The 16436-nt window shown below is 38.3% G+C and carries 14 protein-coding genes; 3 read left to right on the top strand and 11 right to left on the bottom strand.

What is annotated here, in order from left to right; genetic code table 11:
- Positions 1-14: 14 nt before the first annotated feature.
- The 4 genes from BQ6100_RS14055 to BQ6100_RS14070 form a co-directional block, all read right to left on the bottom strand.
- Positions 15-350, bottom strand: a complete 336-nt coding sequence (locus BQ6100_RS14055; protein ID WP_075982217.1) for a YolD-like family protein — start codon at positions 348-350, stop codon at positions 15-17.
- 12 nt (positions 351-362) lie between these two features.
- The gene (locus tag BQ6100_RS14060; RefSeq protein ID WP_075982218.1) at positions 363-1622 is read right to left on the bottom strand and encodes a Y-family DNA polymerase; all 1260 of its coding nucleotides are present in this window, start codon (positions 1620-1622) and stop codon (positions 363-365) included.
- 1176 nt (positions 1623-2798) lie between these two features.
- Positions 2799-3590 (bottom strand): SDR family NAD(P)-dependent oxidoreductase, encoded by a 792-nt coding sequence (locus BQ6100_RS14065; protein WP_235816529.1) that lies wholly within the window; start codon positions 3588-3590, stop codon positions 2799-2801.
- 13 nt (positions 3591-3603) lie between these two features.
- A complete protein-coding gene (locus BQ6100_RS14070) occupies positions 3604-4569 on the bottom strand; it encodes an MBL fold metallo-hydrolase (protein WP_075982220.1) in 966 nt (321 codons plus the stop codon).
- 528 nt (positions 4570-5097) lie between these two features.
- On the opposite strand from BQ6100_RS14070, the gene proC reads away from it, so the two are divergent.
- A complete protein-coding gene (proC, locus tag BQ6100_RS14075; protein ID WP_075982221.1) occupies positions 5098-5943 on the top strand; it encodes a pyrroline-5-carboxylate reductase in 846 nt (281 codons plus the stop codon).
- Positions 5944-6063: 120 nt separating this feature from the next.
- Here proC and rnz read toward each other — a convergent pair whose 3' ends face one another.
- The gene (gene rnz / locus BQ6100_RS14080) at positions 6064-6990 is read right to left on the bottom strand and encodes a ribonuclease Z (RefSeq protein WP_075982222.1); all 927 of its coding nucleotides are present in this window, start codon (positions 6988-6990) and stop codon (positions 6064-6066) included.
- 282 nt (positions 6991-7272) lie between these two features.
- Between rnz and zwf the strand changes: the two genes are divergently transcribed.
- A complete protein-coding gene (zwf, locus tag BQ6100_RS14085; RefSeq protein WP_075982223.1) occupies positions 7273-8796 on the top strand; it encodes a glucose-6-phosphate dehydrogenase in 1524 nt (507 codons plus the stop codon).
- Positions 8797-8857: 61 nt separating this feature from the next.
- Here the strand turns inward: zwf and gndA are convergent, their stop codons facing one another.
- From gndA to mce, 6 genes are all read right to left on the bottom strand, one after another.
- Positions 8858-10267: an NADP-dependent phosphogluconate dehydrogenase gene (gene gndA / locus BQ6100_RS14090; protein WP_075982224.1), complete on the bottom strand. Its 1410-nt coding sequence runs from the start codon at positions 10265-10267 to the stop codon at positions 8858-8860.
- A gap of 131 nt (positions 10268-10398) precedes the next feature.
- On the bottom strand, positions 10399-11679 hold the full coding sequence (locus BQ6100_RS14095) for a DNA polymerase IV (protein WP_075982225.1): 1281 nt from the start codon (positions 11677-11679) through the stop codon (positions 10399-10401).
- A 393-nt stretch (positions 11680-12072) separates the two neighbouring features.
- Entirely contained in the window at positions 12073-12540 is a 468-nt protein-coding gene (locus BQ6100_RS14105) for a chemotaxis protein CheW (RefSeq protein ID WP_075982227.1), read from the bottom strand.
- A gap of 132 nt (positions 12541-12672) precedes the next feature.
- Positions 12673-13791, bottom strand: coding sequence for a M20/M25/M40 family metallo-hydrolase (locus tag BQ6100_RS14110; protein ID WP_075982228.1), 1119 nt, complete (start codon positions 13789-13791; stop codon positions 12673-12675).
- A gap of 275 nt (positions 13792-14066) precedes the next feature.
- Positions 14067-15617: an acyl-CoA carboxylase subunit beta gene (locus BQ6100_RS14115; protein ID WP_075982229.1), complete on the bottom strand. Its 1551-nt coding sequence runs from the start codon at positions 15615-15617 to the stop codon at positions 14067-14069.
- On the bottom strand, positions 15610-16032 hold the full coding sequence (mce, locus tag BQ6100_RS14120; RefSeq protein ID WP_075982230.1) for a methylmalonyl-CoA epimerase: 423 nt from the start codon (positions 16030-16032) through the stop codon (positions 15610-15612). Before mce ends, BQ6100_RS14115 begins: the two co-directional genes overlap by 8 nt.
- Before the next feature lie 247 nt (positions 16033-16279).
- On the opposite strand from mce, the gene prli42 reads away from it, so the two are divergent.
- A complete protein-coding gene (prli42, locus tag BQ6100_RS21290; RefSeq protein ID WP_159433159.1) occupies positions 16280-16375 on the top strand; it encodes a stressosome-associated protein Prli42 in 96 nt (31 codons plus the stop codon).
- Positions 16376-16436 lie beyond the last annotated feature (61 nt).

Raw genomic sequence — 16436 nt, forward strand, 5'->3', positions numbered from 1 at the left:
GATTTTCTGCGACCCTATTCCTCCATTAATTGAACATCAACAATATCAGATTTCCTTAAACGATGAACCTCTCCAAAATGATCAGTAATATGGAATGTTTCATTCAAATCATCCCAATGATGAATCTCCCCAACAACCATTTCATAGCGATGGTTATCATAATAGGTCATTGTAACATGATTCCTATATTTCATGGCTTCTTGGACAATCTCATTCAAGACATCCCATTGCTGTTCATCAAGTACCTTTCTTTGCTCATACGTATCTTCCTTCACCCAATCACGCAATAATTTCACATGTTCCGGAAGCATCATGGAAACCCACTTCATTCGACCACGATCACGAATCATTACGCTACCTCCTTACCTTTTATGTCCTCCGATTAATTTTACTCGGTGCCTTGCCGTTCCTGCTTCCGTATAAGAGACTGCACGGAGAAGAGCATCAGAGCCAAAACGACGGCGAAGCGAATCAACTACATAGCCGAGATCTCTTTTTTTCCAGCCATTTAAATCAAATAAACTAAGCTGAAGCTCGGTATCATCCACAATATTGCTAAGAGCAATATTAATTTGCCGAACCGTTTTCCCTTGATAATACCGATGAAAAAGCTCTAAGCAGATGTGATAAAGGTCCATTGTAATATTCGTTGGCTGAGAAATTGTCTTAGAACGATAAAATCCTCCACCAAATTCGTCCTGGCTATAACCTAGCCCCAAGCTAATCGTTCTTCCTGCCTTACATGCCGTGCGCGCTCTTCTTGCTACCTCCTCACACATTTCTAAAATGACAGCTTTTATTTCATCCTCCTGCTTATAATCCCTAAGTAATATTTGACCTTTTCCAAAGCTGATTTGTCCCTCTATGATAGGGGCTCCCATTTCAGAAAGATCGATTCCCCACGCATGATGGTAAAGCTGATTTCCCATCACACCAAACTTCTTTTCAAGCTGCTCCAAGTCAAAACGTGCAAGCTGACCAACAGTGAAAATTCCCATTCCATTTAATGTTTTTTCCACTCTGCGCCCAATCCCCCACATCTCACTTAATGGCGAGACCTGCCACAGTTTCGTTTCAACATCATCATAAGTCCATTCCGCAATTCCCTTTTTTTTTGCTTCAAGGTCTAGGCATAATTTGGCCATAAGCATATTCGGGCCAATTCCCACCGCACAGGGAAGCTGCATTTCACGTTCAATATCATCCTTTATTTTCCGTGCAATCGTATGAGCATCACCCCAAAGCTTAACCGCTCCATCAACCTTAATGAAGCTCTCATCCACACTATACGTATGAATATCTTCCTTCGGCACGTATCGGTGAAACACGCGTGAGATTTCAGTAGAAATTCTTAAATAAGTAGCCATTCTCGGTGCGACTATTTTAATCCGCGGATCATCAGGAATTTCAAACCTTCGATTACCTGTTTTAATTCCAAATTCCTTTTTTAATTGTGGTGAGGCTGCGAGCACAATGCTTCCCTGCCGCTCCTCTTCTCCGACAACCGCTAGATAACATGTAAGAGGATCTAGTCCCTCCATAACAGCTGAGCAGCTGGCATAGAAGCTTTTCATGTCCACACATAAGATTTTGTTATGTGGCATCTTGCTGTAATCAATCATAATCATTCCCTCTTATCACTAGAAATTAGGAACAAGTGTTCTTATATTATTCTATTCATAAGCATACAAGAATATACGTTCGGTTTCAATAGGGATTTTTTTACTAAACCACCTAGCGTCTATTCTTGAACCTGTTAAACTGACAGCTGAGATGCAAAAAAATATGGACAAAAAATGGATGGATAAATGGATGGAGAGCGGAATGAAGCAATATTATCGTGGGGGTGAAGAACTACAGAACTACCTCTGATGGAGAAGGATTATGAGGATTTATATATAGTGAAACTTCCACCAGTGGGGGTTTTCTTTCATCCCCCACTGATGGTTAGTTGAACCAATCTGCACGTTTACGGGCGATCCCCGCTTATCTTTCTTCGAATTCTCTAATTCTTGAAGTGGGGTCTTACTGCCCATTAACCTGCGATAAGAATGTCATTGATATGTATGAGGATGGTGGATAGAGAAACAGAATTATATGAGGTCATAAATGATGTAGTCTATGAATTCTTTCCTGATTTGCTCAGTTGATTCAGTTGGAATGACGATGGGAGGGTCAGATTTTGTTGCATCTTAACCATGAAAAGGTGAATGATGGACAAGAGGTTCGTAAAAAATTGTCATATGAAATGGAAAAATAATGTTAATCATTTGAAAAATGCTTGATTTATGAGAGTGGGCCTATTCTATTCATTTTAAATATTGGTTTCAACTGCGTTTATTCGCGAAAAATAAAATTTATTCGCGAAATCATCGGAAATATTCGCGAAATTTGAAATTTATTCGCGAAAACTAGACATTTATTCGCGAAACCAAAATTTATTCGCAAAAATCCAGGTTTATTCGCAAATTCATAAATTTATTCGCGAAAATCAAGACTTATTCGCGAAATCATAATACACGCGAAAACCCCAGGATTTTTCACAAAACGTAATCATAATTCACACTCGCAAAAATTTGCGAAACCCAAATTCACTCGCGAAAATCAGGTTTATTCGGAAACCATATATTCACTCATGAAAGTCCAAGGGTTATTCACGAAATTAAAATTACTCACCACATCCAAAATACGCATATTACAACCCCACTCCCCTCCCTTCACAAAAAATACATCCTAAAAAACCACTCGCATCTAGCCCTCCCAAGTACATAAAAAAGAAGGGACAAACAAGCCCCTTCCTACTTTCGATCAAAAAACCTCTTCCCGATTTTTTCAAACGCCCTTGGAAACAAGGTATAAATCACGCTTCCCGCATTCATCCAGCGCGGAAGATTAATTTCCCTTGTTGGGGTTAGCATTGCGTCCACAATCTTTTTGGCCACATATTTTGGATCAAGCATAAATCTTTGGACACTCTTAACATATGTACCCTTCTCATCAGCAATTTGAAAAAAATTCGTAGAGATGGGACCTGGATTAACCGAAGTCACAAAGACATGATAATCTGATAACTCCATGCGCAAACTGTTTGTAAAACCAAGCACCGCATGCTTTGTTGCTGAATACACGCTTGATTTCGGAGTAGCTAATTTTCCTGCTTGTGAGGCAATATTGATAATATGTCCACTCTTTCTTCTTCGCATAGATGGCAACACCTTTAGGGTACAGGCCATCAACCCAATCACATTGACATCAAACATCGATTGAATTTCGTCGAGCTTCGCTTCATGTGCCTCACGAAAAATACCGAAGCCAGCGTTATTCACTAGAACATCCACTTGTTCTTGTTTTTTGAGGATTTCATTAAATACATGTTCAACTTGATCCTTATCAGATACATCAAGCTGATGCACTTCAACAGGAACAGAAAAACAACTCTCTAAATCGATTTTTAGAGCCTCTAACTTATCCATGCTTCGCGCCAAAAGAACGAGATTGGCCCCTCTTTCTGCACAAAGCCTGGCGATTTCAGCTCCAATTCCGCCTGATGCTCCAGTTATTATGACATTCTTTCCCTTAAGGCGATTCACCGTATCAGTCCTCTCATGATTTAACCATGTATGATAATGCTCCATTCTTACTATCGATATTTATTTCTTCTATAGAAGCTAAATAGTCCGTCTGAGCAACGGTTTCAGAAAGCGTCAACATCAATTCACGTTTATACACCTTTGGAAAAAGACGCTTGCAAATTTCAAATACAGTTAAAGCTTCTGTCTCTAACCATTTTTTCACCATCATCGCCCGCTGATGCTGACGATTGAGCCGTTTTTCAACTAATTCTGGAACATTTGTAATCTCATCACCATGTCCAGTATATACAAGATTGATTGGATAATGCAAAAGCTTCTTTAGGGCATCATTATATTGAAGCTGCGATTTAGGACGCTCCATTGATCCGGGAAGTGGTGGCTCAATAAGTGGATTCGGAGAAATATGAGCGAGTAAATGATCACCAGCGATATAGGTACCATCCTTTTCACGTAAAAGCCCAATATGGCTTTGTGCATGTCCTGGTGTCTCAATAACCCTCCATTCTGACAAACCCTTAGGAATATCCCCTTCAACTAATATCCCTGAAAGAGAACGCTTCGAGGAATATTTAAATTGTTTTTTTAATAATTGAATTAAAGGTAAGAATTCATCAGGCACACCGAATTCAGTAAACATCTTATAGAAAAATTGTCGCTGCTCTTCGAGGAATTGCTCTGATTGCTCAAGCCATCTGTTATTGAAAGGATGACCATAGACTTCGAGATCTGGAGAGAGATATTCAAGTAGACCGATATGATCAATATGATGATGGGTTAAAACAATCTGTTCAATATCTTTTGGAGTAAGACCGAGCTCTTGAAGCTCGTTATTAAACACTTCCCGAGCAGCTTCCGTATTCACCCCTGCATCCACAAGTGTTAATCTTTCGCCCTTTATTACATACACATTTACATCTCCCACCGGAAATGGTGTGGGCAACGTAATTTTAGCAATACCGTTTATCCATTCTGCCATACAATAACCCCTTTGTATTATATTTATATATAAATAAAAAATAAAAACAAATTTCTGATAAACCCCTATCCTTTTGCATATATTAGTTATAAAAATTAGTTTAACGTTATTTTTAGGAATTGTCATTATTTTCACATAATTATTATAAGAAAATTTAAAAAATTCAAAGTTACTTCTTGACAAATAGGCTTGTTTTCTTGCATAATCACAATTAATATTCCAATGAATGAAAACGGCAATCGATTAAGGCCAGTAAATGGAAAATGACGAAAGAGAGTGAAGCTCGTTTAGGCTGAAAGGCTTCATCGTCCTCTTGACCATTGAACCTACCTTATGAGCTTCTAGGAAAACCTAGACGTGTTCCAGCGTTAATGGACTAAAGCTGCATCTTTTCTTTATTATAGAAAAGGTGAATGAAGGTGGTACCACGGAAGTTAGACTTTCGTCCTTTACTGGGCGGAGGTCTTTTTTATTTGGACACATTCGAACATTTTTTTAATAATCCATTCCACGGGAGGAGTTTGATTCATGAATAAAATTACTATTATTGGTGCCGGATCCATTGCTGAGGCAATCATTTCAGGAATGGTTAAGAACGATTTCATCGCAGGTGAGAAAATTTGGACGACAAATAGAAGCAATCAATCAAGATTACAGGAGCTTCAAAAGCAATATGGAGTAAGCTACTCCTATAAAATGAGTGAACTTGTATCAGGTGCGAATATGATTGTTCTAGCAATGAAACCAAAGGATGCCCAGGAAGCGATTGAACAATTAAATCCTTTTCTAAAAAGCGATATGTTACTCGTTTCCGTACTAGCTGGTATCTCAATTGATTCCATCAACATGCTTACGGAAAAATCCTTGCCTATTGTTAGAGCGATGCCAAATACGTCCGCAACCGTTGGGAAATCGGCAACAGCACTTGCATTCAATGAAATGGTGACAACTAAACAAATGAATCTTGTAAAAAGTATGTTTGACACGGTTGGGCTGACAACTTTTGTAAAAGAAGATCAACTAGATGCTGTTACGGGTCTTTCAGGCAGCGGACCAGCATATATCTATTATCTTGTTGAGGCCTTAGAGAAAAGCGCGATTGAGATAGGATTAGAAGAAGAAATGGCCAAGGAATTAATCGTTCAAACCCTACTTGGAGCAGCAGAAATGTTATCGACAACAACGAAAAAACCTCAACAGCTCCGCAAAGAGGTTACAAGCCCAGGGGGTACTACTGAAGCGGGAATCAATATTCTAGAAGCCCACGGTGTACAGAAAGCCTTTATCCATTGCATAAAAGAGGCAACTGCCCAATCGAAACGACTTGGTTCAGCCATTACATTAGAAATTAATAAAATTCAAAAAACCTCATAATTGAGGGATCAAATATTTTCTATTTTTCATTCCAACTTGAATAAAACAATTATATAAAAGAGCCCGGATCATTAGTCTTTCTTTTGAAATACTAACATTCCAGGCTCCATTTTCATATCTCTACTTATTTAATGGAACGAAAACCTCTTTAAAATCCTCTGCAATCATGGACTTTGGAAATACTTCTTGGGCCTCTGCGACAAGTGTCTGCCAGGAATTCCGGTCATACCTTGAGCTAATATGAGTCATGCACAATCTTTTTGCCCCCGCTTTTTTAGCAATTTCTGCTGCCTGAACGGTCGTGGAATGAAAATATTCATAGGCAAGATTCTCTTCCCCTTTTGAGAATGTTGCTTCATGAATTACTAGGTCTGCATCAAGGGACAACAAAATCGCAGCATCACATTTTCTTGTATCTCCTAGAATGGTCACAATCCGTCCCTTTTGTGCTGGGCCAATAAACTGAGAGGAATCAAGAATTTCTCCGTTCTCCAGTGTTATGGCTTCTCCATTTTTTATTTTTTTATAAATCGGACCAGGTTTAATACCAGCTTCCTCCAACTTTTCCGCAAGCAAAGCCCCTGGAAGGTCTTTTTCAATAATCCGATACCCATAGGAAGGGACTCCGTGCTCTAACAGTCTTGTCTCCACTACAAATTGTTCATCCTCAAAAATCGTCCCTTCCTCAATCTCCATCACCTTTAGTGGGTATTTAAGATAGGTTTGGCTGACTGAAAGGCTGATTTCGATAAATTCCTTTAAACCCTTCGGACCATAGACTGTAACCTCTGATTCCCCACCTAAAAAGGAACGACTAGCCAGTAGCCCTGGCAGCCCATAAAGATGATCTCCATGAAGATGGGTAATAAATATTTTTTCAATTCTTCTTGGTTTAATCGATGTATGTAAAATTTGATGCTGGGTGGCTTCCCCACAATCAAATAGCCAAATCGCTCCTCTTTCTTCCAAAAGCTTCAGCGCAATAGACGTAACATTTCGAAGCTTTGCAGGCATACCTGCTCCAGTGCCTAAGAAAAAAACCTCCAACTGATAAAACTCCCTTCCAAACATTCATCAAGCAAAACTAAAACAATCATTGTCCGATACATGATTCACTGAACTATAATATATCATATCAACCCTCTATCACATAATGCTTCAATAAGTAAAAATCCCTATGGATAGTTCACTTAAATTTGAAAAAAATAAAAAGAGTGTACATCTATTGCATAACTGTTGCTTATTTTTGAGATAATCGATAAAATTTTATATTTGTAAAGACTATTATTTTAATAAAATTTGCCAAGACCATAAACATATGATTTCTACATGAAGAGAGGTTCAAATATCGTGAATACAACTGAAAAACCATCCGCATTAATTGTGATTTTTGGGGCGACTGGAGATTTGGCCAACCGAAAATTATTTCCTTCCCTTTATCGATTATTTGAAAAAGGAAAGCTTTCGAAAAAATTTGCTGTCATCGGGGTTGCTCGACGACCACTTTCCAATGATGAATTCCAACAAAATATAAGAAACTCTGTCCATTCATCAGCTAAGGAAGATGCATTGATAGAGGAATTTGCTTCCCATTTTTATTACCATTCACATGATGTTACGGATTCTGCATCGTATGCTACATTAAAACAAATGGCTGAGGAATTGGATACAAATTATGACCTACAGGGGAATCGAATCTTTTATTTAGCCATGGCTCCGGAATTTTTCGGAACAATTGCCCTGCATTTAAAAGAGGATGGACTGACCAAAGTAAAAGGTTTTAAACGACTTGTTATTGAAAAACCATTTGGACATGACCTAGAATCAGCCAAGCATTTAAACAAGCAAATACGAAAAGCCTTTTCGGAAAATGAAATTTATCGGATTGATCACTATCTCGGTAAGGAAATGGTACAAAATATCGAGGTCATCCGTTTTGCCAATGCCCTATTTGAACCTTTATGGAATAACCGTTACATATCCAATATCCAGGTTACATCAAGTGAGACCCTAGGTGTTGAAGAGCGTGGACGCTATTATGAAAAAAGTGGAGCCCTTAGGGATATGGTGCAAAATCACATGCTCCAAATTGTTGCATTACTCGCCATGGAGCCTCCAATAAAATTAACGACGGATGAGATTCGTTCAGAAAAGGTTAGAGTTCTTCGTGCCTTACGTCCGATTGAAGGAGGCAAGGTTCATAAGAAATTTGTTCGTGGACAATATGGCAATGGGGAAATAAATGGGGAAGCCGTTCCAGGTTATCGTGAGGAACAAATGGTGGATCCTGAATCTAATACAGAAACGTATGTAGCAGGAAAGCTCTTGATTGATAATTTCCGATGGGCAGGTGTACCATTTTACATCCGAACTGGAAAAAGGATGGGAACCAAATCTACAAAGATAGTTATTCAATTCAAGGATATTCCAATGAACCTATATTATCAAACAGACCAAACCTTAAATCCAAATTTATTGGTTATTCATATTCAGCCTGAAGAAGGGATCACCCTTCATTTAAATGCTAAAAAGGCAGGTCAAAGCATGGATGCAACCCCAGTAAAACTAAATTTCGCCAACAAAGGGGTTAATGGCATGAATACCCCAGAGGCATATGAAAGACTGCTCTATGATTGTATGCGTGGAGATGCAACCAACTTTACTCATTGGGACGAGGTTGCTCTTTCCTGGAGCTTTGTCGATAAAATATCAGAGGTATGGGAAAACACAAAAGAGGAAAGCTTCCCGAACTATGCTTCAGGCACAGCTGGACCACAAGCAGCCAATGAGCTTCTTGAAAAAGACGGCTTCTTTTGGTGGCCAATTGCCGATTTAGAGGTTGAAAGCTGTTAATACAGCTCAATCATCAATTATATAAAAAGAAGAGCAGCATATGCCGCTCTTCTTTTTATGTTTAATCCAACCAGTTTGTATGGAAAACTCCTTCTTTATCCACCCTTTGATAGGTGTGTGCCCCAAAATAATCGCGTTGAGCCTGCAAGAGATTAGCAGGTAGCGTTTCTGTACGGTAACTATCGTAATAGGATAAGGCCGCAGAGAAACATGGTACTGGTATCCCTTTTTGCACTGCAATGGAGATAATTTCACGTAAAGCATATTGATAGCTTTCAATAATTTCCTTAAAGTAAGGATCAAGAAGTAAATTCTTTAGACCCGGATTATGATCATATGCATCCTTAATCTTTTGGAGGAATTGTGCGCGAATGATACAGCCTCCTCTAAATATCATAGCAATCTCGCCGTAACGCAGATCCCATCCATACTCCTCTGAAGCCACTCGCATTTGAGCAAATCCCTGTGCATAAGAGCAAATTTTACTCATATATAAGGCCTTGCGAACTGACTCAATAAACACTTCACGATCTCCTGTAAACTCCTGCTTATCTGGTCCGTTAAGAATTTTACTTGCCTCAACACGTTCGTTCTTCATAGCAGAAATAAAACGTGCAAATACAGATTCCGTAATGATTGGTAGTGGTACACCTAAGTCTAATGCGCTTTGGCTTGTCCATTTACCAGTACCCTTTTGACCAGCAGTATCAAGGATGATATCAACAAGAGGTTTTCCTGTCTCTTCATCCTTTTTTGTAAAAATATCAGCCGTAATCTCGATTAAGTAGCTATCAAGCTCACCCTTATTCCAGCCTGAGAATACTTGATGGAACTCTTCTGCACTTAACCCTAGAACTTGTTTTAATAAGTAATATGATTCAGAAATCAGCTGCATATCACCATATTCTATCCCATTATGAACCATTTTGACATAATGCCCTGCTCCATCAGGTCCTATATAGGTTGTACAAGGTTCCCCATTTACTTTTGCAGAAATATCCTTGAAAATTGGGGCAACAAGATCATACGCTTCCTTTTGTCCGCCTGGCATAATGGAAGGTCCCTTTAAAGCACCTTCTTCTCCGCCTGAGACACCAGTTCCGATAAAATGGATTCCCATTTCACTTAATTCCTGATTCCGTCTCTGCGTATCTTTAAAAAAGGTATTCCCTCCATCAATTAGAATATCCCCTTTTTCTAAATATGGCTTTAATTGTTCAATCGTAGCATCAGTAGGTCCGCCAGCCTTAACCATTAGCATGATCTTTCTTGGTTTTTCAAGAGACTGAACAAACTCCTCAATGGAATATGTACCGTAAATGTTCTTTCCTTCTGTTTCTTTAAGCATTTCATCTGTTTTTTCTCGTGATCGGTTATAAACGGAAACAGTATAGCCTCTTGACTCTATATTCATAGCTAAATTTTTACCCATTACCGCTAAACCAATTACACCTATTTGTTGATTGCTCATGTTTTTCTTCCCTTCTAACCTGATATAGCCATATTATTTCAGAATCCACTTTACTTTATCAAAGATTCATTTATTGTTGCAACTAATCTACCCTAATCCTATTCTTTCAATAATAAGTTAGAAAAAAACACTCATTCTGAATCTTTTTCTTCGCTTAAAAAAGAATGAAGGAAATCTTTATTAAAACTTGTATCCGTACCAATCCGATTGGGCTTCTCAACAGGTTTTAAACTGCTTGCATTCTCAATGATTTTTTCACCGAATTTCTCTTTCAGCTTTGAAACGGCTTCAATAAGTGGTTCCTTCTTTGCATCCTTTTCATAGGAAAATAAATCGAGCTGTTTAACAGCATGATTTTGTTCTACTAAATCCGTACCCGTGATTCCAAGTAAACGAATCGGGTCCCCACTCCAATGTTTTAGAAAAATACGCTTGGCTACCTTTCCTATTTCTTCTTTTAAATGGATAGGATTATTAAGCTTTTTGCTTCTCGTGAAGGTTGAACGATCCTTATAACGGATGGTGACACTCAGAGTTGTTGCAAATACTTGCTTTCTCTTCATCCGAACTGCTACCTTTTCACTTAGCATGTCCAATACCTTGAAAAGTTCCTTTTGATTGGTTGTATCTCTTGGTAAGGTTGTTGAGTTTCCAATGCTTTTGAAATCAGAAACAGAATCTGGATCCACTCTTCTCTGATCGTTGCCGTTTGCTCTTTCTTTTAGTCGAATTCCATTAATCCCTAACAAGCCTTTCAATATTAACTGATCGGCTTGTGCGAGGTCTTTAATTGTAAGGATATTTATTTTTCTCAGCTTTTCCGCTGTTTTTTTTCCCACTCCATGCATCTCTTCAATGTCCATTGGCCATAAAACAGTAGGAATATCTCTTTTCCGTAATATCGTGATACCCATAGGCTTTTTCATATCAGAGGCCATTTTTGCAAGAAATTTATTTGGTGCTATCCCAATGCTACAAGGTAGATCAAGCTGGTGTAAAATTTGTTTTTGGATTGATTTTGCAATTTCGATAGGTGTGCCCAATTCAAAGCTATCTGTAATATCCATGTATCCTTCATCAATAGAAACAGGCTCAACTAGCTTAGAATATTCACTTAAGATTTCGAACATCCCCATCGAAGCAGCACGATAACGGTCGAAGTTTGGTTTCATCACTATAAGATTAGGACAAAGCTTTTTTGCCTGCCATAGTGGCATGGTTGTTTTCACTCCTAATTTCCTTGCTTCATAGCTACTTGTTACAATAATGCCACGCCGTTCCTCTACATCCCCTGCTATGGCTAATGGTTTCCCCTTTAAAGAGGGATCATAGGCCATTTCAACGGATGCATAGAAGCTATTCATATCAACATGTAAAATGACTCGACCGTTTTTCGGATACATTTCCTTCATGCTCTGACACATCCCCAAAACAAATTCAACCTTATTTTATCATTTTCATAGAAATCTTCCTACTATGCGGCAAGTTGATAAAAAATCAAAGCTCGAAACCCTAATCTAAAATGGGCATAGGAAGATGGCTACTTTTTGTGAAGAGATAGGGGTGCAGATATAGGTGGTTTTGTATTGGGGGAGTGATATTTTCTTTGATTCTTCCCAGGATTTTGCCTTTCATCAAAAACATAATAGACACTATCAGTAGTTCTTCCCAAAAGTATCCCTTCATCAAGCAAATATAAGACTTATCAAAGAATCCGTAAACGTCCATCCTATCAAACCCTCACCTCAACCATAGTGAACATGCCCAACAAACTAAAAAAAACAGCTACAATAGTAGCTGCAAAATTATACCTGACTCATCATAAACTCTTGAATTTCTCTGATGCCTTCTAAAGACTGAACAAGTTGAGTAGGACTGATGATTGTTACTAATCTCGACTCTAAATTTGCAACTCCTACAAAATAACTTGTTTTTTGATAGGCTACCAGTCCAACCTGTTTTATTTTCTCTTCTGGGATATCAATGATTTCTTTTGCGTCCCGTACAAGTATGCCTATTGAAAGCTCTTCTGTTTGAAGAACGATAATTCTCACAGATGGATCAATAGAAAGAGATTGATAATTAAATATTTGCTCCATATCAATGACAGGGATAAGTTCACCCCTAACCTTTACAATCCCCTTTACATAGTTTGGTAAATGAGGAATTGGTGTGGCACCCTCTAATTTTTCAATGGATACCACATATTGAATGGGAACAGCATACTCTTCAGAACCTACTATAAAGACAACAACTTTATTGGAATCAGCCATGATTAATCCCCCCAACGCGATAAGCATTTGTACGAAAGACATTTATTTAATAAACATCAAAGCGAAATTCTATCAAAGGAGAGCCTTTTAAGGCAAGGCCCTCCAACTATTTAATCAAAGACAAACTATTGATCAAGCGGATACTTCTTCAATAATTGCAATAACCATTTCTGCTAGCTTATAAAGCTCTTCCACTGGCATACGTTCATTTGTTGTATGGATTTCTTCATAACCAACTGCAAGGTTAACGGTTGGAATATTAAAGCCTGCAATCACGTTAGCATCACTTCCGCCACCACTTGATTGAAGCTCACAGCTACGGCCTATCTTCTCTGCAGCTTTACGTGCAACCTCAACAACATGGTCTCCCTCACCAAATTTAAAGCCAGGATACATTACCTCGACTTCAACTTCTGCCTTGCCACCCATTTCACTTGCTGCTTCTTCAAAGGCAACTTTCATTTTGCGTACTTGTTCTTCCATTTTTTCATTGATAAGGGAACGTGCCTCGGCTAAAATATCTACGCGATCACAAACGATATTTGTTTGGGATCCCCCTTCAAAACGACCAATGTTTGCAGTAGTTTCTTCATCGATTCGACCTAAAGGCATTCTTGCAATCGCCTTTGCAGCAATCGTAATAGCCGATACTCCTTTTTCAGGCGCTACTCCTGCATGAGCTGTTTTTCCGTAAATCACAGCCTTAATCTTTGCTTGAGTAGGGGCTGCAACAACGACATTACCTACCTTACCATCGCTATCAATTGCATAACCGTATTTAGCTGTAATTAATGAAGGATCAAGTGCCTTTGCGCCATGTAAACCAGCTTCTTCTCCAACAGTAATGATAAATTGAATTTTTCCATGAGCAATATTTTGTTCTTTAAGCACGCGAATGATTTCTAACATGACCGCAAGCCCAGCTTTATCATCTGCCCCTAGAATAGTTGTGCCATCTGTTACGACATAGCCATCTTTAATGGAAGGCTTAACACCCTTTCCTGGCACTACTGTATCCATATGTGAGGTAAAATATATTGTATCAACGCCTTCTTTTGTTCCTTCCAAGGTACAAATCAAATTACCTGCACCATGTCCTGTTTGTGCTGTAGTATCATCTTCAAAAACATGGACACCCAAGTCTGTAAATTTTTGTTTTAAAACCTTAGCAATTTCTGCTTCATATTTTGTCTCAGAATCAATTTGTACAAGCTCTAGAAATTCATTTAATAATCTTTCCTGATTGATCATTCTTGGCTAACCTCCATATGTATGTGTATATTCACTATTTCAGTATACCTTTATTTGTTTCATTACCGCAAATATTTTGTCAGTTATCTAGGAGTTGCTCTCCACAAAGGATTACAGATAATGGAATAAATATTATCTAATGTATGATTAATTGTGAAATCGAAGAATAACTAATTGAGGAGTATATTACAGTTAAAGTTGTGGTTTAACTTATTTAGATATTAGCAAGTAAAAATCAGAGAGAGAAGAATCTTCTCTCCCTGAGTAGTGATGCATTATAATGGTATATTTCCATGTTTCTTGTAAGGTCTTGATTCTTTTTTATTTCGAAGCATTTCCAAAGCTTGAACAATTTTGATTCTTGTTTCACGCGGGTCAATGACATCGTCTACCATGCCCATACTTGCCGCAACGTAAGGATTTGCAAATTTTTCACGATATTCTTCAATCTTCTGAGCTCTTGTCTCTTCTGGATTCTCACTTTTTTGAATTTCTCTTGCAAAAATAATATTTGCTGCTCCCTGTGGACCCATTACAGCAATTTCTGCATTCGGCCAAGCAAAAACTAGATCGGCGCCAATTGATTTGCTGTTTAAGGCAACATAGGCACCTCCATAAGCCTTTCTTAAAATAATAGTCAGCTTAGGTACAGTTGCCTCTGAATAGGCATAAAGGATTTTTGCGCCATGTCGAATGATCCCACCATGTTCTTGTTTAACCCCAGGGAAAAATCCTGTAACGTCTTCAAACGTGATTATTGGAATATTAAAGGAGTCACAGAAACGAATAAATCTGGATGCCTTATCAGATGAATTGATATCTAGACCACCAGCCATAAATTTAGGCTGATTACATACAAGGCCAACAACTTCCCCTTTAATTCTTGCAAGCCCAACCACAACGTTTTTCGCAAAATCCTTATGAATTTCCATAAAGGATCCAGAGTCAACCACCTGTTCAACAACTACTCTAACATCATATGGACGAATGGCATCAAAAGGAATAGCATCTGTTAAATCCGGACGGTAATCATCAGCCTCTTCAATAGGATTCATTGGTGGCTTTTCTTCATTATTCTGTGGAAGATAGCTTAATAGATGACGAACCTGTTCAATGACCTCCTGTTCAGTTTCCCCACGAAAATGGGCATTACCGCTAATGGAGTTATGAACCTTCGCACCTCCAAGATCCTCTGCTGAAATCTTTTCACCAGTAACAGTTTCAATAACCTTTGGCCCTGTAATAAACATTTGACTCGTTTTTTCAACCATGAATACAAAATCAGTTATTGCTGGAGAATACACGGCACCACCAGCACATGGGCCCATAATAACAGAAATTTGTGGAATCACACCGGAATAAATAGAATTCCGATAAAATATCTGTCCGTATCCATCTAGTGAAACGACGCCTTCTTGGATTCTCGCACCGCCTGAATCGTTTAATCCAACAAACGGGGCGCCATTTTTTGCGGCTAAATCCATTACATTGGCAATTTTATAAGCATGCATTTCCCCTAATGCACCACCGAAAACGGTAAAATCCTGTGAGAACAAGTAGATAGGTCTTCCGTTCACCTTCCCGTAACCGGTTACAACTCCATCACCAGGACCTTTCTGATTCTCAAGACCAAAGTCCTTACAGCGGTGCTCTATAAAGGGGTTAAGCTCAACAAATGTGCCTGGATCGACTAAGAGTTCAATTCGTTCTCTTGCAGTCAATTTCCCTTTATAATGCTGTTTGTCGATTCTTTCATCTCCACCGCCTAGTTCAACCTCTCGCTTTCGGTCATAGAGATCATTGATTTTGTCATAGATGTCAATCATGTTTCTCTCCCTCTCCCTTTTTTTCACAAAGTTCGAATAAAACGCTTTCAGTAGATTTAGGATGCATGAAGGCAACTAAAGCTCCCCCAGCTCCAATCTTTGGCTCTTCCTGAATCATTCGAATGCCCTTTGTCTTTATTTCATTGATTCGATCCTGAATGGAATCGACACCTAATGCAACGTGATGAATACCTTGTCCCCTTTTTTCAAGGAATTTTGCAATTGTACTGTCTGGACTAGTTGGCTCTAACAATTCTAATTTCGATTGTCCAATTTTTAGAAAGGCTACTTTTAATTTCTCGCTTTCTACTTCTTCAATGCCTAATAGAGGGAGCTTTAAAATGTCTGTGTAGAATGGAAGTGTTTCCTCTAATGAATGAACTGCAATTCCAATATGATCGATTTTCTTAATCAACCCTCTCACACCTTTCTATTTATATAAAATAACTTTTCTTAAAAATTGGTATTTATATAAAAACATTTCAATAATCTAATTAATCTGACATCTATTAATATATCATAAATTGATTCGTACTCACTTAAAATTTTCACCATTTTGAAAATATTCGATAATATTTAAAATATGCCTTCCGTTTTTGAACGGTTGTCCAGCACTCAAATTCCTTGTAAAATATGATTATAAAGAAAAAGGAGGATGCACTTTGAGAAATAAAAAGACAAGAAAAATATTTGTATACCTAATGCTTTTTGCCATGCTTGCTTCCACCCTTTTAATTGGAATTTCGGCATATCTATAGAAACCAGCTTATTTTTGGGTTAAAAAAAAAGCCGTAGGCACAAAACTTGCCCACAGCTTGC

Source organism: Bacillus massilinigeriensis (assembly GCF_900117315.1).
GTDB classification, from domain to species: Bacteria; Bacillota; Bacilli; order Bacillales; family Cytobacillaceae; genus Bacillus_BE; species Bacillus_BE massilionigeriensis.